The organism is Chryseobacterium sp. c4a (genome assembly GCF_009900745.1).
In the GTDB taxonomy this organism is placed as follows: domain Bacteria; phylum Bacteroidota; class Bacteroidia; order Flavobacteriales; family Weeksellaceae; genus Chryseobacterium.
The window spans coordinates 61,457-83,797 of record NZ_WXVU01000017.1; the positions used below are offsets into that span (position 1 = coordinate 61,457).

Sequence of the window (22,341 nt, forward strand, 5' to 3'; positions counted from 1 at the left end):
TTATATATTTGGGAATCTAAAATTTGTTAAGATGATTTCAGTAAACAAAGCATTGTACCTATCTGCTTTCAGTATTTTTTCTTTAGCCTTCGTTAAGGGTCAAAATAAAGTTCCTTTTGGTGTTGTAAAAGCTGAAGAGGGATATGCCAATGTGCGTGTTCATAAAGACAACTACAGAAAAATTGTAGATAAGATCAGAATGCGTAAAGGTGATGTATTTGTTTTTGTAAAGCCTGCTCCGGGAGAAACGGAGTGGATCTGGATCAAATATCCTGAAAAGCAGGATGAAGACAAACCATTTGTACGATATGAAACTCTTGACAAAGAAGGAATGGTTAACAAAGAACGTATTGCCTTTGTGGATCAACTTCCCGCTTATACTCCTTCTAAATCTAAAAACGGAAGATCATTGATCTTCACTGATAATTCTGATCCCAAAATTCCTACTGCACAAAGGAGCAAAGTTGTCATTGATGTATATCCTTCTAATGCCGGTTACCGTAAAAAAGAAAAGGATGCGGAAGGAAAGCTTCTTACCATTGATAAAGTTAAACCTTGGGGAATTGGCAACGAACTTCCTGAAGGGATGACTGAGATCAAATCTATCAGACTTCAGCAACCCGGAAGAGGTTCTGTTTTTGTAAGAGAAGCCATCAAAAATATGTTCCAGCCTACCATGGATTTCAATAATGTAGGAGTAACTGCATTGGACAATGACAACATTTTCCTTTATATGATCAATGGTTCGGGAGAATATAGATATACCACTTTATGGACGATCAAAAAGGGAAGAGTAATCAGTCAGATTATTTATCATAATCCGGAATAAATTCATTAATTTTGCAGCCGAAAAAGTTTTAACGCTTATTCATCATAGAAACTGGTTCTGTATAACCACAGATTAAAAGGGAACCGTGTGAAAATCACGGACTGTCGCGCAACTGTAAGTAACTGTAATCTTTATCAAAGATCCACTGTGCGAGGCATGGGAAGGAGATAAAAGATGTTACAAGTCAGGAGACCTGCCACTTTCTTAAACAAGAAACTTTCGCGATTTGAAGTTTTATTGATCTGATGGATTGTTTCAGGAATTTCCAACGTTCCTGTCATTATTCTGTTGTTTTGATACTATTTCATTTCGCCTTAATTAATAATGAAATATGACTACAGAAGAAAGAATTGAAGCTGCCGAAACCAGAATCTTTAAAGCGGTTTTCCCTAACACAACCAATCATTACGATACTCTTTTCGGAGGTACTGCCATGCAGCTTATGGATGAAGTAGCCTTTATTGCTGCAACCCGTTTCGCAAGAAAAAGAGTGGTAACAGTAAGCAGTGACAAAATTGATTTTAAAAAACCTATTCCTGCAGGAACTATTGTAGAATTAATCGGAAAAGTTTCATACGTTGGAAAAACAAGTATGAAAGTAAATGTTGAAATTTACACTGAGCAGATGTATTCTTACGAAAGAGAAAAAGCAATCGTAGGTGATTTTACTTTTGTAGCGATTGATGAATTCAAGAAACCAATCCAGATACTATAAATAGAAAAGTTTCGGGCGGCCTTTGGCCGCCCGAAACTTTTTATGATATATGTTTTATTCTAAACTCCGAATAAAATATTTCCGTTTTTGCGAATGATGGAAAAGCTAAACGAATGGCTCCCAAATATATTATAGAGTAACAATAACGCCTAGCCTCCCTCTTCCAGCTTCCTCACTTAGATTATTTCAAAACTTTTTCTGTTTCAAGACTCTTGCTTAACAACAGTTCAAAGGCCTCTCCCATCTCGTCTGACGCTCTTGTAATAGCATTTTCAAGCATATTCCTGATCTGTTTCTCCGTTACACCAGCTTCCGTCCAGCTCTTTCCCGAAGTATAAGAATTCAGAATAAAAGGCATTATTCGATCGATAGAACAGGCAAAAACAGCATCCGGAGTAGCCTCTTCTTCAAACTCAAGCCATAGATTGAAAAATTCTGTACGTAAAGGTTCATCCAGAATTCCAAAGATCTTCTGTGCGGAAATCTTTTCTCTTTCAAACTTTCCTACCATAGCTGCTTCATCAAAAAGAAAAGTATCTCCTGCTTCAATTTCCACAAGATCGTGAATGGATAGCATTCTTATGACTCTCAATAAGTCAATATCCGCACGGTTTTTCGCATAAGGATAAAGGATTTGTGCCAGAATAATGATCTGCCAGGAGTGCTCTGCCGTATTTTCTCTTCTGGAATCATCCGCATTGTAATTTCTTCTCTGTACATTTTTCAAGGCATCTACAGCCAGGATAAAATCGATTTCTTTCTGGATTTTCATTTTACTTTTCTCTATTATATTGATCTGATGGATATACCTTAGTTCTGGTCGTCCACTTATTATTCTTTTTTTCTTTGATGATAACTTTCACATAGCCATCTTCGCTTTCGTCTTCTTGTTTTTCAAGCACTTTATCGAGTCCTTTATTCGGAATGACTTCATATTCTGTAGTAAAAAAATTACAGCATCCGGATTTTCCAAAGGCAATAAGGCGTTTACGAACCGGATCTGTTTCAAAAAAATCAAAATTATCTGATCCCAACTCTGTAAGTTCTTTACTTTTTACAAACGACATTCTGGTACTATTGAATACGTATACATCATAAGACGCTGAACTGTAATTCCCCATATTACCATTTCTTATCGCCAGATCATCGGTTCCATCAAAATTAAAATCACCAAAAATCAAAGGGCTTTGCTCTTTCGCTAATGGGATTATTTTCCCGCGTTCCAATCTCTGTCCCTTTCCAAGATATAACACCAGATTATCTGATGTAAAGGTTTGTACTTTGCTGTTCTTATTATCAAATAATTCCACTGTTCCTTTATCCATACATTGATCATCAAAACAATTATTGATGGTAATAATGGCATCATAATTTTTTGAAGCATCTTTTACCTCAAACTGATATTGCCCAAAACATAAAGGGCCTAATAATATAAAAGCAGATAAACTCTTGTAATAATTTAAAATATTCATGTTCATAGTAATATAGGATTCAACTGTTTTGTAAACGTTCAAACAAAAATACGAATCATAGTTCCTATTTCAAAACTCAAATGTGGTGAGACAAGTAATAAACTATGAGTCAACAGAAGCTGAAGTTATAAGCAAGGCTCTTGATTTAGATACCAACTATACAAATGCTTTTCACAAATAGCACAATAATCTGAGGAAATTAATAAAGTAGAACCATACAATGTTGTCTAATACTATTTTCACTCCTGCTTTGTCTAAATCTATCCCAGATCCCCCTTAATCTTTCTGCTATTTCCACCTTAGATTTTACAAACTTCAACAATTATTTACACTTTTTTAAAGACTTTTTCTCGAAAAAAACAAAATTCATAAAATTGATCAAAAATTTATTACATTGATTATCAATATTTTAATCATTTTATTTTCAAAATTTCACTACTTTGTATTGCATAATACCATTTTATTTACATATCTTTGTAATGTAAAATTAGAAAAGGCTCAACTAGCTAGGGGCATTTTTCTAAAAATATAACCTAATTAACAAAACTTATCAAAGATGAATACTGAAAATACCAAAGCGCAAATGCGAAAAGGAATTCTGGAATTCTGTATTCTAAGTCTCATCAATCAGCGTGAAATGTATGTTTCTGATCTTATTGATGAACTGAAAAAAGGAAAACTGGATGTCGTGGAAGGAACCCTCTACCCTCTTCTCACAAGACTTAAAAACGGAGAGTTTCTCTCTTACAGATGGGAAGAATCTACAGGTGGGCCACCCAGAAAATATTATCAGATCACAGAAAAAGGCAAACTTTTTCTGGATGAACTTCAAAATACGTGGAATGAGCTTACCGCCTCAGTAAACCAAATCACTCAACAACATTAAAAAACAAAGCTATGAACAAGACACTCTCAATAGGACTCGCAGGTTTTTCTTTTACTATAGAAGAACACGCATATATAAAGCTCAGCGATTACCTGAACGCTCTTAGAAGCTCACTAGATGCTTCAGAAGCTGATGAGGTAATGCATGACATAGAAATAAGAATGGTGGAGATCTTCAGAGATTCTCTAGGAAAACGTGAAGTAATAAACGATACCGATGTAGAAAAGGTAATCGCACAGATCGGAACTCCTGAGAAAATTGAAGAGCAGGAAGAGGCTTATTTTTCTGAAAAAAATACAAATAAAAAAACCAATACAGGAACTAATTACTCAGATAAAAAACAATTGTTCCGTGATCCTGAAAAACAAAAAGTTGCAGGTGTTTGTGCTGGTTTAGCTCAGTATGTAGGAATGGATATTACAGCAATGAGAGCAATCTGGCTTGGAGTTTTCGTATTAGGAATCTTCACAGCAGCCATCTCCTCTTCATTGATTGGACTTCTTTATGTAATTCTTTGGGCCGTACTTCCAAAAGCCGAAACAGCAGCAGATTTCCTGAAAATGCAGGGAAAGCCTATGAACTTCGACAATCTTAAGAATGAGTCTAATAAATTGGTACAATTTGCCAATGAATCTACTCAGAGGGTCGGAGAGATCTACAACGAAAATAAACCGTACATCAACAATGCCGGGAGCGGAATCTGGAATGTACTGAAATACATTGTAGGCGGAATCTTTGTCCTACTGGCTGTAAGCAGTATCATAGGAGTCTTTGTTATCTTTGGACTTTTCGGAACAGGAGTAGACTTTCCTGGAGCGAATAAAATAGAATTTTACATGGGCGAAAATGGCCTTGATAAAGTTTTAGTTGCAATAATGGTTCTTGGAAGTTTAATTCCGGCAATTATTTTCAGTTTATTAGGAATTAAGATCTTTTCACCTAAGACAAAACTAAGAAATATCGGATGGGTACTAGGAGGAATATTCCTTTTACTTCTTGGATTAGGAGCTTATTTTGGAGTAAGCATGGCTAAGAAAAATCTAATCTACAAAGGCAGCAAAGAAGATATAGAAAATGTAGCCATCAATACGACTTCAGATACTGTTTATGTAGATATTAAGCAGGTAACTATTCCTCAAAACTTTAAAGCTTATGACGATGACATCTATTCCGATAAGAGAAGTGTGTATGAAGAAGACTATATTTCAGTAGATGTGATAAGAAAAACAGACATTAAAACACCTTATCTGATTATCAAAAAAGAAGGAGACGGATATAATATCCCTGTTCAATTAACAGTTCCGGTAGAAATAGTGAACAACAAAGTAATGCTTCCTAATTTCATCAAATATCCTTATGACCAAAGGTTTAGAGATTACAGAGTAAATTATGAACTTGTAGTTCCTCAGAAAACCATTGTAATTCCTGTGAAGAAAGACCACATCCATTTTGATGGAGACCTGAATGGAGATGGAATGGATGATAATGACCAGGATGAGTATGACAACCATAACGGAATCAGAATCGAAAAAAATAAGATTACGGTAAATGGTTCCAGCATAGAATACAACTCTGATGATAAAGACAGCATTATCATTAATGGTAAAAAAGTTCCTAACAACCAGGCTAAGAAAGTTATTGATTCCGTAGCATCTGATATTAAAAAAATCAACAAAGATGTGGACATCAAAATAAAGGACGGAAAAAACGAAATATCCATACAAACTAAATAATTAACTACAGAGAGTGGTAGAAGGTGTGGATGGAAAGCAACCGTTTGAAATTCACACCATTCTTCTCTCAGAAATGTGAAAAAAACTAATTTTTAGTTCTCTATGTGAAAAAATTGTTTTAATTTCGTATAGCAAAAATTTAATAACCAACAAACACTAAAAAACACTCTTATTATGATACAATTTGCAATGGAATTCGTAATGAAAATCGTAGATTTAATCAACGGTTTATTTTAAGAGCAATAATATTTCAATATATTTGTAAAAGTATAACCAAATTGGTTATACTTTTTTGTTTTTAATCCCAAGAATCTATGAAAAAGCTGATAGGCAAACTGATGTTAAAATTATTAGGATGGAAAGTCGTTCTGCAAGGCGATGTTAACGTCCTGAACCGATGTATCCTGGTGGTAGCCCCACATACCCACAATATGGAATACATTTTAGGAAACTTTGCCTATTGGTCTCTGAATAAACCTTTAAAAATCATTATTAAGGACGCTCATACCAAAGCATGGTACGGAAGTGTTGTAAAAGGACTTGGAGGTATTGGTATCGACAGAAGCCAAAAGAATGATCTTGTAAATTTCGTGGCCAACCAGTTTGCCAAAGAGGATTTCAGTCTTGTTATTACTCCGGAAGGAACAAGAAGCTGGGTACCAAAATGGAGAAAAGGATTCTATCACATGGCTATGGCAGCAAAAGTTCCTATTGTACTGGCTGCAGGAGATTTTAAGAGAAATATTGTATACCTGGGCTACACTATCCCTTATGAAAGAATTGCATCCGTTCCTTTTTCTGAGATCATGCAGGAAATTCAGGATTATTACGTGAAAAACGATATCGTGCCTAAAGTTCCTGAGAACTGGAATCCTAATATTATGGGAACTGGAGAATAATCAATTATCATCTATCAATCATCATTTATCTTTATAAAAATGAAAGGTCAGACTAAAGAAGAAATATTAGCATTCATTAATGACTGGGGAGGTGAAACCCTGGCTAAAGCAATGGAAATAAAATTCATTGATATCGATCTCGAAAATGAAACCCTTACCGCTACGATGCCCGTACTGCCAAGAACGCATCAGCCTTTCGGAATCATGCATGGAGGAGCAAGCTGTGTACTGGCTGAAACATTAGGTTCAAGCCTGTCCAATATCTTCATTGATGGTGATAAATATTACGGTGTAGGAACCAATATTAATTCCAATCATCTTAGAAGTAAAAAAGATGGCATTGTAACCGCTACTGCACGTTTCATCAGAAAAGGGAAAACAATGCACGTTTCTGAGATTGAGATCAGGGACGAAAAAGGAACTCTTATCAACCATACTACAATGACGAATAACATCATTCATAGATAAGTTGAATAAACATAGAATTAAAAGCTCAAAAAAATTTGGGCTTTTTTTATATCCTTACTGCAACCTTTTTATTTTTTTGCATCTTATAAGAAACTAACAACCATGAAAATTCAAATTTTAGCTTTTTTAGCGGCTTTCTTATTCTGTATCTCCTGTAATAATGACGATTCAACTCTTCAGGAAAAAACAGCATCTTACGACGTTTATCTTGGCGGTGTAGATGAGTTCAAAGCATGTTATTGGAAGAACGGACAACAGACTTTTGTGCAGGGCGGAGAAAATCTGATGGGAACCAAAATTATCGTAGACAATAATGATGTTTATCTTTTCGGTACAAATGTAGACAAGATAGATCCGAAACCAGCATGGTATTTCTGGAAAAATGGAGTAAAACATAATGTAGCAGAGTATTTAAACGCAGGAGCTGATGATGAATTTGCGATCTACTCTGACATGATCGTTCATAATGGCGATATCTATTTTCTGGGAAAAGCTACTAATCCTTCTTCTACGTCTTCACAGGATAAGTACCAGTATTGTTATTGGAAAAATGGGATAAAAACGGTTTTAGAAACTTACGGATCAGGAAGTTCAGTAAGGCTAAGCGGAGGGATAGAGGTTTTTAATAATATCGTATATACTTCAATTCGTAAAAATATTGATTTATCTAATTATCCCACCGTAACATGGGATTTAGGATATTACAATAACAATACTTATTATACATTGTTTAATACGGATAAGCTCTTACCTCATAAATTTATTAATGATCCATCCAATCCTTCCCAAATTTATATGATCACTAAAACTAATGCTTATACTCTTAGTATTTCATCTATTAAGAATATTACCTCCGGAAATGATATACAGATTCCGGCAAATATTGCTCAAAATGGAATCAGCCAGGTCTATTTTGAGGGATCTGATAAATATTACATCGGTAAAGATTTCTATTACAAGAACAATACTTTAGTTTCGATAAATAATGCTAATGGATTTAATGATATTGGGCAATTCACTGTAAAAGATCAAAATATCTATACCACCAGATACAATCCCAATCAGACCTCTGTAAAGTTTTATATCAATGATGTAGAAACACAAAGTCTGCCTAATATAATGAGAGGTTGCTTCAATTCAATCTTTGTTGTAAAAAAATAACACAATTGATGATAAAGATGAAGGATTGAGAAATCTGCAAGGTATATTCCCCAAAATTTTTTGGGGATATACTGTTTTTTATTATCCTTATTACTTTAACATCTAATAAAATAACACTTATAGAAATAACTTTACTTTCAGGAAATAAATAATCATAAGACTCATGTTAGAGGTAAGATCATCCCTATCATGACCAGCTAAAATTAATACGATTGATAGTAAAAACCAACGACTGGCAAAAAATCTACAGTATACATTCCCCTAAACTTCTGGGGATTTGCCGTAGATATGTACAAGATCTTCATACAGCGGAAGATATTCTTCAGGACAGCTTTATAGCTGCCATCCAAAATATTCATCAGCTTAAAGATGAGAAAATGCTTTTTGCCTGGTTAAAAAAAATTGTAGTCAATAATGCATTACAACATCTACGAAAAAGCAGTAAAGAAACTTTTATTACGGATGAGTTACCAGAAATCTCTGAAACATCATTGGCCATGAGCAACAGTGAAGAAAAAGACTATGTTCTTGCTTATGATTTCACACAGGAAGAGCTTCTTTCTTCTATTGATATCCTTCCCCACCATCATAAATCAGTTTTCAATTTATATTGTATTGAAAACTATTCCCATGCAGAAATAGCCCGTGAACTAGGAATCACAGTCAATACCTCGAAATCACACCTTTTAAGAGCAAAAAAGGCGATACAAAACCATTTGCTTAATACAGTACAACCGAGTACTCCAAGAAAGAGAAAAAAGCTTACTCAACTATTGATTTTCCTTGGTTTTGGTGGTTTATTATGGGCACAAACCTTCAGAAATAAATTTTCAGATTTTTCAATACCAACATCAAAAATATTAGAAATACCAGAAAATTCATTTCCCCAGAAGTATACAATTCCTACAGGTATAGGATTTATTTCAAAAAAAATGGGACTGCTCACAGCAGGCGGTACTCTTTGTATCATCACCTTTGTATCAATACTTCTGTTCAAACCTATAAGCAATGGTACATACGGAAATTACATAACTCCTGAAACAATAGAAAAAATAACACAATCAGAAATTGAAGCTAAAGATCTTCAACATTCAAATCCCAATGCTGATCAACACCAAAATAATGAACAGACAAACATTGGAATAGAAAAAACATTCATTCCGGAAGAAAAAGCAAGCAATATAAATGCTAAGGGGCATCAAATAACAATAAAGGACAGTACCCACGAAGATATCCCTAAAAAAATCATTGTTGTAAAGAAAATCATACAAAGAGACACCATATATGTTGAAAGATAAACTAATACCTACCATGTTTTTAAGAAAATTAATTTTTATCCTGTTACTTGCTCTTGTACAAATCCTCAATGCCCAAAGAAAAAAAGCAGACACTCTGTATGTTTATGAAAAAGTTATCATTTATGATACTATTTATCTTGAAAAAGCAATAAGAATACAACCCAAGGGACTTTCTCTTCATTCATCACCAATAATAACAGGGAAAGAACTTCTCGATATGGGGTCTTTTAAAGATGAAACAAAAGGAGTACCTGTTTACGTTAGAAAAAAATTTCAGTTTGGAGCAGAGATTGGAAGTGGTTTAAAAAATAGCAGCTGGGCTAAAGATCCTAACAAAAGTAATTCTCAATTTGGAGTGAATATCGGATTATGGGCTTCAAGGCCAATCATTCATAATTTCTCATTAATGCTGTCTGCTCATGTATATCATTGGAGTTCTACTTTTGATCTGGATGCCAATAAAGAAGACACATGGCTAAATGGATATTATTTTACAAAGGATTCTCAGCCTTTGCTTTTTCAAAGATTCAATAATAAACATTTTGAATATGCTTTGCAGCTGAAATTATTATACGAATGGAAAAACTTCCATCCATTTATCGGTCTTTTAGCCAATAAGAACAGTTATAAAATGCAGTTTCTAGCACCCGAAAACCATATTTTGAACAAACAAGAGGATTTTACCTCCAATCAGTTCAATTTCGGATATGCTATGGGAATTCGGTATAAAGCACTGAAGAAATGGATATTGTCTTTAGAATATCAGGAATATAAAATGGACAATGTTTCCTTAAAAAACAGCTCATATAATTTTGACATCTTTAAGACTAATAATACCTTTGCAGAAAGGAAAATCAACTTCGGGATTTCCTATATTATTTCCGGTTGATGATTTTCAAAATCTGTTCATAACTAATGATTTATTTCAAATTTCCCTTCAACGAAGGATTGCATACTGTAGAGGAAACAACCGATAAAAACGCTGTCAACTTTTATTCTTATAACAGCCTTCATCAAATCAACTTTAATGGAAACATCATCAAAGTTGATGTTTCAAGTTTGAATGATCTTTCGATTACCAATGAATCCTTAACAAAGGATGCTACGGGTTTTATAGCAGAAACTAAAGAAGAATACTGCAATACTTTACAACAGGTCATTGAAGTTATTAAAGAAAATGATCTTCCCAAACTGGTTTACTCAAGGAGAAAGATCTTTACTGATTTTAATACGATTGATTATAAGGCAAGTTTTGATAATTTATGTCAAACCTATCCCAATGCCTTCAGATATCTGTTTAATGATGGTGAAAATGCCTGGATGGGAGCCTTTTCAGAAGTATTGGGTAAGTTCAACAAAACGACTCATGAGTTTGAGACCATGGCATTGGCAGGAACCCTTCCGACCTCTGAAGAATGGACAGTAAAAGAGATTGAAGAACAAAAACCGGTTACCACTTATATTCAGAATATTCTTAAAAACTATTCGGGTCAGATTCAGCAATCTGAAACGTATGATCATGTTTCCGGAAATATCAAACACCTGCGTACAGATTTTAAAACCACAATAAAGCCCAATGATCTTGACAGCCTTATTCAGGATCTCCACCCTACTCCGGCAGTTTGTGGGATTCCTAAAGATTTTTGCAATGAAAATATCCGAAAATATGAGAAATTCCCCCGTGAATTCTATGCAGGTTATATCAAAGTGGAAACTGAAGAAAGCATTCTTTATTTCGTGAATCTTCGATGTGCAAGACTTTACAAAGATTCTGTACATGTTTTTGTAGGGGGGGGAATTACAGCTCAGAGCAATCCGGAAAAAGAATGGACTGAAACAGAACTGAAATCTGAAGCTATTTTAAAGAATCTGGCTGTTTCTTAACAGAAAGGATTCTATTCTTTTACCATAGATTTTTTGATATTATACACAAAATAGCGAGAGGATAAAAAGTAGTTTAGATTCTTTCAGAATGGCAAATTGCATGGTTATCAAATCTGCTTTTAATCTTTGTTGCATTCGTGAAACTATTTGTGTTTTAATATTAGGTTTTGGCTAAAGCCGATGAATTGGTTTATTTGGTTTATTGAGCGGCCAGGCTAAAGCCCGCCCCTATTGATGTTGATATCCTCATGCATATGTACACAGATAAAAGTTGTTTAACGACAAGATCTTTTATCTTTTATCTTTTATCTTTTATCTTTTATCTTTTATCTTTTATCTTTTACCCATAAAAAAACCTCCTTCGAAACGAAAGAGGCTATATCTATATAAATATTTCATTTACTTTTTCACACCGATTCGGCTCCAGGTATCCATTACGAAAAGCAGGATAAGACCTATTGCAGCGGCAGATGCAGAAAATACAAACTTAATGTTATCTTCATCAGCGATAAGGTCATTCTGCCAGTTGATAGCATACAAATTAATAGCGATGAAAACGATGAACAGTATTAAAAATACTTTATAAAACTTCTTCATAATTTTTAAAAATTAACATAATTCAGCACCAGTTGGGCAAAATTAGCAGTGAATAATTTAATTGAAATCGCTAAAAGAATAATACCGAAAACTTTCTGAAGAATCATCAAAGTAGCATCTCCAATTTTCTGCTCCAACCATTTCGCTGATTTCAGCACCAAATATACGAAAATTGTATTAAGAATGATTCCGCAAATAATATTAATATCATGAAATTCAGCTCTGAGGGAAAGTGCTGTTGTTAAAGTTCCGGCACCTGCAACTAATGGAAATGCGATGGGCACGATAGATGCTGCCTTTGCTTCAGTTGTTTTATTGATCTCAATTCCTAAAATCATTTCCAGAGCTATGACAAAAATCACAAAAGCTCCGGCGATGGCAAAGGAATTTACATCCACACCAATCAGTTTTAGAATTTTGTTTCCTACAAATAGGAAAACAATCATAATTGCTCCGGCAGTAATCGCAGCTTTTCCAGCTTCAATCTTTCCAAACTTCTGCTGTAAGCTTACTATAATAGGAACAGAGCCGATAATATCGATAACGGCAAAAAGAACCATAAAGCTGGTAACGATCTCTTTAAAAGAGAAACCCTCAAAAATTTCCATCTCTTTGTAATTAAAAATTTCGCAAAAATATGAAAATAAACTGATTATTTGCTAATTTGTGAATATAAATTAACAATTGTTTTCAAAAGTTCCTCTATACCATCATGAGATTTCACAGGAGAATATTTCTCCATCTGAATTTTCTGCTGCAATTTTCCATATTCTTCAGCAATTGAAGAACCTTTGTGCTTTTCAAGAAAAGTCTTAAACTCAGCAATAGAGCCTTGGAAATACTGGTTTCTTACTTCCTGATCCAATTCTTCCAATGTCGTAAAGAACTTTTCATACTCACCATTATCTTTAAGGTTTTCAAGATACCCAAAATAATCGTTGATATCCGTTTTCAGCAACTCTCTGATTTCTTTTTCCGTTTCCGCCACAGAACCCAAAGGTTTTTGAGATACAGTTTCTCTAACTAATGTACGTTTTTTTTGCCAAGTCTTAAATAACAGATATACAACAAATAAGCCTAAAAGGATGGCGATATTGGTTAAAAGAATATTCCAGTGAAATTTACTTTTCTCTTTTACCTGAAACGAAGTCGTTTTTAAAACTGGTGTATTAACAGTCTCTAAAAGGTTATTGGTATACTCATTTACCTTTTCTACCGTAGAACGGGATTCCATTACCTGATCGTGGGAAAGAGCATTTACATTCAATGTCTTTTGCCCCAGATCTATATATTCCCTATTTTCAGGATCAAAGAATGCAAACTGCTCTGTTTTGATAGAAATAGCTCCTGATTTATTAGGAACAACTACATAACTGGCAGAAATTTCACCTTTCATACCTGAAGATCCCGGAGAAACTTTTGAAGTGATTTTTGGTGCAAAAACTTCATAATCTGGAGAGGAAGCAATTTTTGGAAGTACCATATCAGGTAAATTACCTTCTCCTGTTACTTTCACTACCACATTCAGTGGTTTTTTAGCTTCTGGTTTCTCTTTGCTGGCATTGTAAACGTTTACCTTAAAATTACCTACTGCATTATTAAAATATTCGGGAGCTCCTTCAGGAAGCTTTCTTACATTAATCTTTACCTTATTGGAAACAATTTTATTTTTATTCGAGTAGGTGCTTACTGATGCTGATACTCCTGGCACTTCAACATATCCAGCCTCATTCGGAAATACCATAAACATGGCCAGAATCTGGGAGGCCATATTTCCGTTACCGGATGGGTCGATTTCAGATTTTGTAAAGTTAATAGGATGTACATTGATGTTATCTTGCTGAGGAAGACGTATATTTTTCACCTTTCTAAGGTTATCCATATTCCTGGAATACACTTTCAGAACAGCAATGGTAGGCTGATCCTGATACACATCCCTGTCTTCAATCTCCATATTCAGATACACTTCATTGGAAGTATTACTGGCTAAAGATTTCTTTTCAACAATATCCCGGATATTGACGTCGAAAGGTTCGGTTTTGTAGATTTTATTATTAACGGTAACCAGTACGGATCCGATTTTAATCTTTCCTTTTTTCTTAGGCTCAAGAGCAATTCTGGAAACTTTTTGAGTAATAAGTGTATTAGTAGCTGGGTCAATCACCGTATTGGTTACAGATCCGCTGCCTATAATGTTGAATTTTGAAAGATCCGGAAGCTGAAAACCTGTCTGTTGAACAAGGTCGCTTCCGTTAAGTTCAAGGATGATAGTAAGGTTTACGATATCCTTTCCGCCGTACTCGGCTTTATCTGCATCAAGAGATAGATTTACCTGTCCGTAAGTAATTACGGATGCTAAAGTAAGCAATATGTAAATCAATCTGTGTTTCATCACCAATCTTTCTCGTTGCTGGTAGGCATCGAATAAGAATTTTTGTTTAAAATTCTTCTGGCGGTTTCTTTTTCTTTTTCGTTAATTTTATCTAAGAGCTGATTTTCAAGATTTTTTGGCATTCTATCCTCGTTGTTCTTATTCTGCTGAGGATTGCCCTGGTCACTTTTACCTTCGTTTTGCTGGCCATTTCCCTGGTCTTGCCTTTGGTCTTTATTATCGCCTTTCTGATCTTCCCCTTTATTCTGGTCATTACCGCCACCGCCTTTTCCAGAGTTATTCTGCTGGCTTTTATTTTGTTGCTTTTCTTTTTCCTTCAGCTTAGCAATCTCATAATTTTTACGGGTTGCTTCGCTATAAGGGTTTTGTTTAAGCGATTTTTTATAGTAATCTGCCGCTTTTTCCGGCTGATTCATCTGCATATAGGTATTTCCTAAATTATGAAGGGCAGCCGCCTTATCGGGAAGAGTCTGTGAAAGCTGCTGAGCCTTTTCAAATTCTGCTTTTGCTTCCTCATACTTTTTGCTTTTGTACAAAGCATTTCCCATATTGTAATGAGCGGTAAAATCTTTATCATTGGATTTCACTGCATCCATATATTTGGAAGAGGCTCCATCATAATCTTTACCGTCAAATTTTTGATTGCCTTCATGTACCAAAGTTCGGTAGTTTTCCTGCCCAAACAAAAAGCCTGAGAACGAGAAAGCAACTATAAACGATAAAAATATGATTTTAGTATTCATTACTTGCAAAAGTATTCCTTTATATGTTAAGAAACAGAGTTTTATTTGTTAAAGTTCGGTTAAAGTAGCCACTATCATCCATATCAATAATAAGAGGAACTACAGATTAAAATCATTTTTGGGATTAAAAATATAAATTAAAAAGAAAAACAGAATAGATACTGCTAAAAAATATTGATAATAGTGGTTTGCATTCTGTGATTTCACCAATGTTTCCGAGCCGGAAGACTTTTTATTGATCGCATCTATAATCCTGTCCGGAGCTTCATTGATATTATTTCCTTCGATATATGTTCCTCCTGTAGAGCCGGCAATTTTGTTTAAGGCTTCGGTTTGTCTTTTGGAAATAACTGTATTTCCGTTTACATCCGTTTTATATCCCATCAATTGTCCATCATTGTATACAGGAACCGGTGCTCCTTCATCTGTTCCTATTCCTACAGATGTAATGGTTATCCCTTCTTTATTAGCAAGTCTTATGGCTGCATTATCATTCCCTTCATTATCCTCACCATCACTCAGCAATATAATTTTTCGGGATCCTTTGCTTACATTTTTAAATTTCTCTGTTGCAGCCTGTATCCCTTTCAGAAAATCTGTCCCTTGAACCTTCATAGACGTAGTTTCAACGCCACTGATATAGGTTTCGGCAGAATTGTAATCTGTGGTTAATGGCATGATAGACATTGCCTGCCCGGCAAAAATGACAATTCCAATCTTATCATTCTTCATTTTAGCCATCGTTTGTATCATCAGATTTTTTGCTTCTGTGAGACGGCTGGGCTCAATATCTTCTGCATTCATGGAGTTGGAAACATCCAACATAAAAATCACATTATTCAATCTCTGATTACTTTTCACTTCTTCGGAACCATTCAGAAGATCAATGATTGAAAAGATCAGGAATAATGTACCCAATAAATATAATGCAGGAAAAAATTTTGTAAATCCTGAACTTTTTTCAAATAAACTATCGTGAAACTGACTGGCCGCAAAAATTTCTCTCTTTTTCTTTCTCCATTTTAAAAAACGAATCAAGAAAGAAGCTAACAGCGGCAGAAGCAACAGCAAAAATAAATACCAAAAATTTCCTAAAGACCAACTCATCAGCTTAAAATTTTATAAAACACCCATCTCAATAATGCATCCAACACCAACATTGCTAATGTAATCCACAAGAAGATCTTGAAATACTCCTCATAGTTGTACAGCTTCGATACCTTTACATCTGTTTTTTCCAATTGATTGATCTCGTCATATACTTCTTCAAGACTACTGTTGGAAGTAGCTCTAAAGTATTTCCCACCTGTAGTTTGGGCAATTTCTCTTAATGTATTTTCATCAATGGTTACCTGAGCTTCGGTAAAAACAAGATCCCCAAAGAAATCTACAGCTGTTGGCATCAGTGCATATCCGTTTGTTCCAATTCCAATGGTATATACCTTTATATTATTACTTTTCGCCAATTCTGCCGCAAGTTGTGGCGGAATTGCATTTTCAATATTACTTACCCCATCGGTCATCAAAATAATCACTTTACTCTTTGCTTTGCTTTTGGTAAGGTGGTTCACCGCTACAGAAAGTCCTTCTCCAATGGCTGTTCCAGGTTCAAGGCCGTTAGAATTAAGGTTTTTAATTTCATCAATCACTACCTGATGATCGGAAGTAACCGGAACTTTGGTAAATGCTTCTGCAGCATAAGCTACAACTCCTATCCTATCATTGGGACGTTTCTGAACAAATTTAACGGCAATCTCTTTAAGAGCAGTAATACGATCAGGATTCAAATCTTTCGCAAGCATACTGAGTGAAACATCAATAGAAAGCATAATATCTACTCCTTTGGTATCATCTCTGTCCTGTGAAACCGTAAAGGTTCTCGGCCTCGCCATAGCTATGATGAGCGCTGAAAGAATGATATACTTTGATATCTTTAGTAAAAAAAGAACCCCCTGTATTCCATTGCTGGGGTTCATATTATTTATGGTAGGAACTTTTATGCCTTTTCTTTTCTTTTTACCCGCATCTTTTATCAAAAGGGGAATAAATAGCAAAAAAAGCAGTAAAAACCACGGACTGTAAAACTCAAAATCAAACATCCTTTCTCAAGTTTTCGAATTCTAAATCTTTGGATGATCTCTTTACAAAATCTCTGATATTTGCAAAATCCTTTTCCATCATTGTCTGATCCGGGAATGTCTTGGCAAATTTCACCAAATCCCCTCTCAGAAATACTTCTTCTATAATTTTCTCATTATCCTGAGAAATGGTATTGTTCTTCTTCATGACATCAATAAGATCATCTGTTAAAAGAACATCCGCAGGAAGGTGATACTGTTTGGTAATAAAATTTCTTGATATTTCGATCAATTCCACATAAAATGAACGGAAATTACCCCCTTCGATATATTTTTTCTTCTTTAGAGAGTCTAACTCTTTCAAGGTTTGATTGGTGGCTACTACCGGAGAACTTTTTGCTTTTCTGCCCCATTTTACAATCATAATAATCGCAACGATAAGAGCAATCACGGCCAATGCCGCTAAGATATAAAACTTGTATAATTCCCAATAGTCTTTAGCATCAAGCTTCACTTCTTTATTCTTCATGATATCATTGATCTGATCAGCTTTTTGAGCTGTATTAATGACATCTATTTCATAAGGGATTGTTTTAAGAATCTTACCTCCTACTTTAAATTCCAGTTCCGGAATGGTAAATTTTCCTTCTTCAAAAACAGCAAATTCTATATTTCTTTCATAGAAATTAGCATTTTGACCAATACTGTCTTTGGTTTCTTCAAAGTGAAATGGTAATAACTCGTTTTTGGGCGCAGAACTTACCTGCTCATTATTAAGATTATCAATCTTGATAACAAGATGATTGGTTTCTCCCAGAGCAATGGTTTTCTTCTCTACATTGGAGGACAACACCTGTGAAAAAGCATTTACACAGAATAGAAAAGATAATATTAAAAGTATTTTTTTCAATGTTAAATAATAAAGGCTAACACCTTATGTTTTATTGACGGGCAAAACCCGAGGTTATTTTTTCTGAAAATAATTATACAACAATTTTGAATAATCTGAACCAGTATTTACATTCATAAAGCTGGCCGAACTATTGGAAAAATCTTCTTCTAATGCTCTTAGTTTTTGTTTCTGAGCCTCCGCAAAAGTATATCGCCATCTTGCACTGGAAGTATTTGCCCATATCTGTTTCCCTGTTTCAGCATCATATAATAATGTATACCCTACATCAGGAATTTCATTGTCTTTTTCATCGTAAATTCTCAATCCCAATAACTGATGTTTTTTGGAAGCGACTCTCAGCATTTTGGAATCATATTCATCCTGAAAATCTGAAAATAAAAACACCAGAGATTTCCTTTTAAAGATTCCCATCATATATTCCAGGGCTTTATCTATTTTAGATTCTGCCGGAACATAGTCTGCAGTAAGAATATTACTGATAATAGAAAGGATATGTTTTCTTCCTTTCTGAGGCGGAATTACTTTATATACTTTATCTGCAAACAGGATCAATCCTACCTTATCATTATTTCCGGCTGCTGAAAACCCCAACCTGGCAGCAATTTCTGCTACATATTCTCTTTTCAACTGGGCTTTTGTTCCATAATCCATAGAAGCAGAAATATCTACCACCAGCATCATGGTCAGTTCTCTTTCTTCTTCCATCACCTTTACAAAAGGCTCACGGAAACGAGCTGTCTTATTCCAGTCGATTCTTCTGATTTCATCACCAAACTGGTAGGGACGAACTTCTGAGAAAGTCATTCCCTGGCCTTTAAAGGCACTGTGATATTGCCCCATCAAAGCAGCCTCCGTCTTTTTTCTGGTACGGATTTCTATCTGCTTTACTTTTTTTACAATATCTTTTATCTGCATAGAGGGTTTTTACGTTTAAAGTTGTAAGTTTTTGGGTTTAAGGTTTACCGGGATTCGAGGTACGAGTTTCGGGATTTTCAATATACTTCTAAATATATGATTATAGCCTCTAACTCCCTTCTTCTGATTATTACTTAAACTCAATAGATACATTCAACCATTCGTCATCAAACTTTGGACTGTATTTTTTATAAAAATTGATGGCCGGTTCATTCCAGTTTAGTACCTGGAAAACCATTCCACTATAGGCATTCGATTTTCCATATTCTACTGTAGCATCAAACAAAAGTTTTCCGATCTGTTTTCCTCTCATTTTTTCTGTTACCACCAAGTCCTCAAGATACAATCTTCTTCCCTTCCAGGTTGAATAGCGATCATAATATAATGAGATCCCTACAACGTCACCGTTCAATTCTGCTACGAAAGCTCCCCAAACCGGAGATGTACCAAATCCATCTTCAGTAAACTCATCCAAAGTAACCGTTACTTCATGTAACGCTTTTTCATATTCGGCAAGTTCTTTAATTAGCTCCAACATGGAAGCACAGTCCTCCTGAACTGCTTTTCTAATGATAATGTCACTCATTATGGTGCTTGGATTTTTGCTAAAATTCTATTAATGATTTCTTCAGTTGAGATCTCTTCTGCTTCTGCTTCAAAGGTTAAGCCCATTCTGTGTCTCAATACATCTTTGGCTAGCGCTTTTACGTCTTCAGGAATCACAAATGCTCTTCCTTTTAAGAATGCATATGCTCTTGAAGCAATAGCAAGGTTGATAGATGCTCTTGGAGAAGCCCCAAAACTGATATAGTTTTTCAATTCGGATAATCCATAGTTTTCCGGATAACGTGTTGCAAATACCATATCCAGAATATATTTTTCTATTTTTTCATCCAGATAGATCTGATTAATCAATTCTTTTGCATCTACAATATCCTGAAGTGAAATAACGGGCTTTACCGTTGGCTGATGAGAAGTAGAAACCATTCTCATCACCTGTCTCTCATCTTCAAAAGCAGGATAATCTATGGTGCATTTCAGCATAAAACGGTCACTTTGTGCTTCCGGCAACAGATAGGTTCCTTCCTGATCAATCGGGTTCTGAGTAGCCAATACCAAAAATGGTTTTGGAAGCTTCATCGTTTCATCCCCAATTGTCACCTGTTTTTCCTGCATTACTTCTAACAGTGCTGACTGTACTTTTGCAGGAGCACGGTTGATCTCATCTGCAAGAACAAAGTTCGCGAACACAGGGCCTTTTTTGATAGAGAAATCATTGTCTTTGATATTGAAAATCATAGTTCCTACAACATCTGCAGGAAGAAGATCCGGTGTAAACTGAATTCTTGAAAACTCACCATGAACAGCATCTGCCAGGGTTTTGATGGCTAAGGTTTTTGCCAGTCCCGGAACTCCTTCCAAAAGAACGTGGCCATTTCCTAAAAGCCCTACCAATAGACGGTCTACCATGTATTCCTGTCCAATAATCACCTTGTTGATTTCCTGTCTTAGAAGAGAAAATAAGTAGTTTTTTTCTTTTACTTTTTCCGTCAACTGACGGATATCCTCGGCTTGATATGTATCTGACATAGCTTGATTTAAAATAAGTGGTAAATTTCTGATAAATACTTGCATTAATCAACATAATCAATGCCATATTTGAGTTAAAGTTTGTTAAATATTCCGGGTTTAACAAGTTATTTTGAATTCATTATAAATTTTATTACGATAATTCTATCCTCATATTTTAATCTTTTATATTCTTATTCAATCTATTATAAAAAATGTTGTGACAAATAATTGCCACAACACTTTAATATTCATTTACATTTATTCTAAAAGGAAAACCTTAATAGTAAGATTATAATTTCGTAATATTTATGGTAAATGCACCCTCAGGCTTATCTACTGAATCTTCGTAAGATCCTATATTGATAAAATATTCAGTTCCTGCTACTGTTGTAATCGTCATTGTTTCAGCAGAGCCGCCACCGCCATTATCCATTGTTCCTACACAAGTCAAACTACTGCAAGTTCCGCTATACACTCCAATTTTAGGGTCAAAAGAGGCCGCCGAAGGAGTAGCTTTAATTGTATACTGACCACCATCTCCTATCAGTTTAAACCATAGCCCATCATTCATTCCATCATTAGCACAAGCCAATATAAAGCCATTGTTATTTGTGGAAGACATCCCATCAGCCTGTACATATGTATAAGGAAATGCAGAAGCAAGTAAAGCACCAGAACAAGCATCATTTACTGGTATGGGAGGAATGGTCTTGAATGTATATTCTGTACAACCTGCCGATTCTCCGTTAGCAGACACAGCTGTTACTTTTAAATAATAAGTAGTATCACGATTAAGAACAATAGACGGAGAAAGATTATATCCCGCTCCATTTACAGTCTGATGATTAATAACATCCGTTCCTCCAGGAGTTGTACCTAAAGACAACCTGTAAGAGTTGGCACCCATCACTGATTGCCAGGTAATCACAGGTGACAATGTTACAAATTGAGCATTATTAACTGGGGAAATCACAAAAGGACAACCTGGAGTAAGATTAGCCGTTAAACCTGAAATTGTTATTGCAGATTTATAATCTACTCTAATACCTCCTGGTGGCGATGCCGGATCAACAACAGCACGATCCCCTTTGTAAATTAGAGTTGAGTTTTGCAAATAAGGGTAAACACGAAAGGCTTCATCAAAATTATTAATGTCAATACTTGGCGAATTTTCTTTTGCAGCCACCACCAAATTATCAATATTATTATATGCGAATGGCGTTGTGAAAACTACTTCTACCTTATTCCCATTCTTATTAACTGTACCTGTAAATACTTGAGTTAATTCAGCTGCAGGAACCCAATCAGTACCGGATGCAAACGATACTTTGGGGGTATGACCAAGATAAACAGTCCAATTGGAAGAATCATTAATCGTTGCAGTAGGATCAAGATAAAAGGTAAGACCTGTAATATTTCCGGCAGCAGTGGCATTCACCTCTTGCTTGGGAAAAATCTGCTGAACATAAGAATACGAAAAAAAGCTGCTTATTGGTGCAGCCCCTACACTTCCACTTCCGATATTGATATTGATCTGAGCATTAACAGTAAACACTGCAAAGAACAGAGATAAAAGTAAAATTCTTTTCATCATTAATAATATTACTATTGAATACAATGCTAATTTAACAATAAAATATTGATTCTTGTAATAAAAAAAATTATTCAATCGTATCTATTAATTAATATGAATACTTTCAGCACAAATATCGCCATTCAGTTAAAGTATTTAAACATTTAACAACAAAACAATTGTAAATCCAAAAACAAAAACAAACAATCATTA

Annotated in this window: 23 protein-coding genes and 1 riboswitch; of the genes, 10 read left to right on the plus strand and 13 right to left on the minus strand. The window is 34.9% G+C overall.

The annotated features are described in order from the left end of the window. Positions 1–31: 31 nt before the first annotated feature. Positions 32–829: a hypothetical protein gene (locus GTR01_RS19325; protein WP_160139400.1), complete on the plus strand. Its 798-nt coding sequence runs from the start codon at positions 32–34 to the stop codon at positions 827–829. Positions 830–864: 35 nt separating this feature from the next. Further along, positions 865–1,045: riboswitch (cobalamin riboswitch) on the plus strand. Between the two features lie 115 nt (positions 1,046–1,160). Continuing rightward, positions 1,161–1,544 (plus strand): acyl-CoA thioesterase, encoded by a 384-nt coding sequence (locus GTR01_RS19330; RefSeq protein WP_045499671.1) that lies wholly within the window; start codon positions 1,161–1,163, stop codon positions 1,542–1,544. Positions 1,545–1,725: 181 nt separating this feature from the next. On the opposite strand, the gene GTR01_RS19335 is transcribed toward GTR01_RS19330, so the two are convergent. Then, positions 1,726–2,316 (minus strand): HD domain-containing protein, encoded by a 591-nt coding sequence (locus GTR01_RS19335; protein WP_160139401.1) that lies wholly within the window; start codon positions 2,314–2,316, stop codon positions 1,726–1,728. Position 2,317: 1 nt separating this feature from the next. Continuing rightward, positions 2,318–3,016 carry an XAC2610-related protein gene (locus tag GTR01_RS19340; protein WP_160139402.1) on the minus strand — a complete coding sequence of 233 codons (699 nt, stop codon included), beginning with the start codon at positions 3,014–3,016 and terminating at the stop codon, positions 2,318–2,320. A 556-nt stretch (positions 3,017–3,572) separates the two neighbouring features. Here GTR01_RS19340 and GTR01_RS19345 point away from each other — a divergent pair. The 8 genes from GTR01_RS19345 to GTR01_RS19380 all read left to right on the plus strand — a co-directional run bounded on the left by GTR01_RS19345 (position 3,573) and on the right by GTR01_RS19380 (position 11,345). Then, positions 3,573–3,902, plus strand: coding sequence for a PadR family transcriptional regulator (locus GTR01_RS19345; RefSeq protein ID WP_160139403.1), 330 nt, complete (start codon positions 3,573–3,575; stop codon positions 3,900–3,902). An 11-nt stretch (positions 3,903–3,913) separates the two neighbouring features. Further along, entirely contained in the window at positions 3,914–5,635 is a 1,722-nt protein-coding gene (locus tag GTR01_RS19350) for a PspC domain-containing protein (RefSeq protein ID WP_160139404.1), read from the plus strand. Positions 5,636–5,949: 314 nt separating this feature from the next. Then, complete coding sequence (locus tag GTR01_RS19355) at positions 5,950–6,534, plus strand: 1-acyl-sn-glycerol-3-phosphate acyltransferase (RefSeq protein ID WP_129055399.1); 585 nt, start codon at positions 5,950–5,952, stop codon at positions 6,532–6,534. A gap of 39 nt (positions 6,535–6,573) precedes the next feature. Beyond that, positions 6,574–7,002, plus strand: a complete 429-nt coding sequence (locus GTR01_RS19360) for a PaaI family thioesterase (RefSeq protein ID WP_160139405.1) — start codon at positions 6,574–6,576, stop codon at positions 7,000–7,002. A 102-nt stretch (positions 7,003–7,104) separates the two neighbouring features. Further along, complete coding sequence (locus tag GTR01_RS19365; RefSeq protein ID WP_160139406.1) at positions 7,105–8,163, plus strand: hypothetical protein; 1,059 nt, start codon at positions 7,105–7,107, stop codon at positions 8,161–8,163. A gap of 212 nt (positions 8,164–8,375) precedes the next feature. Beyond that, positions 8,376–9,461: an RNA polymerase sigma factor gene (locus GTR01_RS19370; protein WP_160139407.1), complete on the plus strand. Its 1,086-nt coding sequence runs from the start codon at positions 8,376–8,378 to the stop codon at positions 9,459–9,461. A gap of 13 nt (positions 9,462–9,474) precedes the next feature. Beyond that, on the plus strand, positions 9,475–10,350 hold the full coding sequence (locus GTR01_RS19375; protein ID WP_160139408.1) for a hypothetical protein: 876 nt from the start codon (positions 9,475–9,477) through the stop codon (positions 10,348–10,350). 26 nt (positions 10,351–10,376) lie between these two features. After that, positions 10,377–11,345 (plus strand): chorismate-binding protein, encoded by a 969-nt coding sequence (locus GTR01_RS19380; RefSeq protein WP_160139409.1) that lies wholly within the window; start codon positions 10,377–10,379, stop codon positions 11,343–11,345. A gap of 399 nt (positions 11,346–11,744) precedes the next feature. On the opposite strand, the gene GTR01_RS19385 is transcribed toward GTR01_RS19380, so the two are convergent. The 11 genes from GTR01_RS19385 to GTR01_RS19435 all read right to left on the minus strand — a co-directional run bounded on the left by GTR01_RS19385 (position 11,745) and on the right by GTR01_RS19435 (position 22,146). Continuing rightward, positions 11,745–11,942 (minus strand): hypothetical protein, encoded by a 198-nt coding sequence (locus GTR01_RS19385; RefSeq protein ID WP_123318294.1) that lies wholly within the window; start codon positions 11,940–11,942, stop codon positions 11,745–11,747. Between the two features lie 5 nt (positions 11,943–11,947). Further along, positions 11,948–12,550, minus strand: coding sequence for a MarC family protein (locus tag GTR01_RS19390; RefSeq protein WP_160139410.1), 603 nt, complete (start codon positions 12,548–12,550; stop codon positions 11,948–11,950). 44 nt (positions 12,551–12,594) lie between these two features. After that, positions 12,595–14,334, minus strand: coding sequence for a BatD family protein (locus tag GTR01_RS19395; protein WP_160139411.1), 1,740 nt, complete (start codon positions 14,332–14,334; stop codon positions 12,595–12,597). Continuing rightward, positions 14,334–15,077 carry a tetratricopeptide repeat protein gene (locus GTR01_RS19400; RefSeq protein ID WP_160139412.1) on the minus strand — a complete coding sequence of 248 codons (744 nt, stop codon included), beginning with the start codon at positions 15,075–15,077 and terminating at the stop codon, positions 14,334–14,336. Before GTR01_RS19400 ends, GTR01_RS19395 begins: the two co-directional genes overlap by 1 nt. A 99-nt stretch (positions 15,078–15,176) precedes the next feature. Next, positions 15,177–16,184 (minus strand): vWA domain-containing protein, encoded by a 1,008-nt coding sequence (locus GTR01_RS19405; protein WP_160139413.1) that lies wholly within the window; start codon positions 16,182–16,184, stop codon positions 15,177–15,179. After that, positions 16,184–17,176, minus strand: a complete 993-nt coding sequence (locus GTR01_RS19410) for a VWA domain-containing protein (RefSeq protein WP_160139414.1) — start codon at positions 17,174–17,176, stop codon at positions 16,184–16,186. Before GTR01_RS19410 ends, GTR01_RS19405 begins: the two co-directional genes overlap by 1 nt. After that, the gene (locus GTR01_RS19415) at positions 17,169–18,065 is read right to left on the minus strand and encodes a BatD family protein (protein WP_160139415.1); all 897 of its coding nucleotides are present in this window, start codon (positions 18,063–18,065) and stop codon (positions 17,169–17,171) included. Before GTR01_RS19415 ends, GTR01_RS19410 begins: the two co-directional genes overlap by 8 nt. A 54-nt stretch (positions 18,066–18,119) precedes the next feature. After that, a complete protein-coding gene (locus tag GTR01_RS19420; protein WP_160139416.1) occupies positions 18,120–18,983 on the minus strand; it encodes a DUF58 domain-containing protein in 864 nt (287 codons plus the stop codon). A gap of 130 nt (positions 18,984–19,113) precedes the next feature. After that, entirely contained in the window at positions 19,114–19,569 is a 456-nt protein-coding gene (locus GTR01_RS19425) for a GNAT family N-acetyltransferase (RefSeq protein WP_160139417.1), read from the minus strand. Beyond that, positions 19,569–20,573, minus strand: coding sequence for an AAA family ATPase (locus tag GTR01_RS19430; RefSeq protein WP_066694641.1), 1,005 nt, complete (start codon positions 20,571–20,573; stop codon positions 19,569–19,571). The genes GTR01_RS19425 and GTR01_RS19430 overlap by 1 nt, the downstream gene beginning before the upstream one ends. Positions 20,574–20,844: 271 nt before the next feature. After that, complete coding sequence (locus GTR01_RS19435; protein WP_160139418.1) at positions 20,845–22,146, minus strand: hypothetical protein; 1,302 nt, start codon at positions 22,144–22,146, stop codon at positions 20,845–20,847. Positions 22,147–22,341: the final 195 nt, after the last annotated feature.

Bases quoted from the DNA above. Each gene is read 5' to 3' on its own strand.
- GTR01_RS19325 (WP_160139400.1), top strand. From the start codon at position 32: ATGATTTCAGTAAACAAAGCATTGTACCTATCTGCTTTCAGTATTTTT.
- GTR01_RS19330 (WP_045499671.1), top strand. From the start codon at position 1,161: ATGACTACAGAAGAAAGAATTGAAGCTGCCGAAACCAGAATCTTTAAA.
- GTR01_RS19335 (WP_160139401.1), bottom strand. From the start codon at position 2,316: ATGAAAATCCAGAAAGAAATCGATTTTATCCTGGCTGTAGATGCCTTG.
- GTR01_RS19340 (WP_160139402.1), bottom strand. From the start codon at position 3,016: ATGAATATTTTAAATTATTACAAGAGTTTATCTGCTTTTATATTATTA.
- GTR01_RS19345 (WP_160139403.1), top strand. From the start codon at position 3,573: ATGAATACTGAAAATACCAAAGCGCAAATGCGAAAAGGAATTCTGGAA.
- GTR01_RS19350 (WP_160139404.1), top strand. From the start codon at position 3,914: ATGAACAAGACACTCTCAATAGGACTCGCAGGTTTTTCTTTTACTATA.
- GTR01_RS19355 (WP_129055399.1), top strand. From the start codon at position 5,950: ATGAAAAAGCTGATAGGCAAACTGATGTTAAAATTATTAGGATGGAAA.
- GTR01_RS19360 (WP_160139405.1), top strand. From the start codon at position 6,574: ATGAAAGGTCAGACTAAAGAAGAAATATTAGCATTCATTAATGACTGG.
- GTR01_RS19365 (WP_160139406.1), top strand. From the start codon at position 7,105: ATGAAAATTCAAATTTTAGCTTTTTTAGCGGCTTTCTTATTCTGTATC.
- GTR01_RS19375 (WP_160139408.1), top strand. From the start codon at position 9,475: ATGTTTTTAAGAAAATTAATTTTTATCCTGTTACTTGCTCTTGTACAA.
- GTR01_RS19380 (WP_160139409.1), top strand. From the start codon at position 10,377: ATGATTTATTTCAAATTTCCCTTCAACGAAGGATTGCATACTGTAGAG.
- GTR01_RS19385 (WP_123318294.1), bottom strand. From the start codon at position 11,942: ATGAAGAAGTTTTATAAAGTATTTTTAATACTGTTCATCGTTTTCATC.
- GTR01_RS19390 (WP_160139410.1), bottom strand. From the start codon at position 12,550: ATGGAAATTTTTGAGGGTTTCTCTTTTAAAGAGATCGTTACCAGCTTT.
- GTR01_RS19395 (WP_160139411.1), bottom strand. From the start codon at position 14,334: ATGAAACACAGATTGATTTACATATTGCTTACTTTAGCATCCGTAATT.
- GTR01_RS19400 (WP_160139412.1), bottom strand. From the start codon at position 15,077: ATGAATACTAAAATCATATTTTTATCGTTTATAGTTGCTTTCTCGTTC.
- GTR01_RS19405 (WP_160139413.1), bottom strand. From the start codon at position 16,184: ATGAGTTGGTCTTTAGGAAATTTTTGGTATTTATTTTTGCTGTTGCTT.
- GTR01_RS19410 (WP_160139414.1), bottom strand. From the start codon at position 17,176: ATGTTTGATTTTGAGTTTTACAGTCCGTGGTTTTTACTGCTTTTTTTG.
- GTR01_RS19420 (WP_160139416.1), bottom strand. From the start codon at position 18,983: ATGCAGATAAAAGATATTGTAAAAAAAGTAAAGCAGATAGAAATCCGT.
- GTR01_RS19425 (WP_160139417.1), bottom strand. From the start codon at position 19,569: ATGAGTGACATTATCATTAGAAAAGCAGTTCAGGAGGACTGTGCTTCC.
- GTR01_RS19430 (WP_066694641.1), bottom strand. From the start codon at position 20,573: ATGTCAGATACATATCAAGCCGAGGATATCCGTCAGTTGACGGAAAAA.
- GTR01_RS19435 (WP_160139418.1), bottom strand. From the start codon at position 22,146: ATGAAAAGAATTTTACTTTTATCTCTGTTCTTTGCAGTGTTTACTGTT.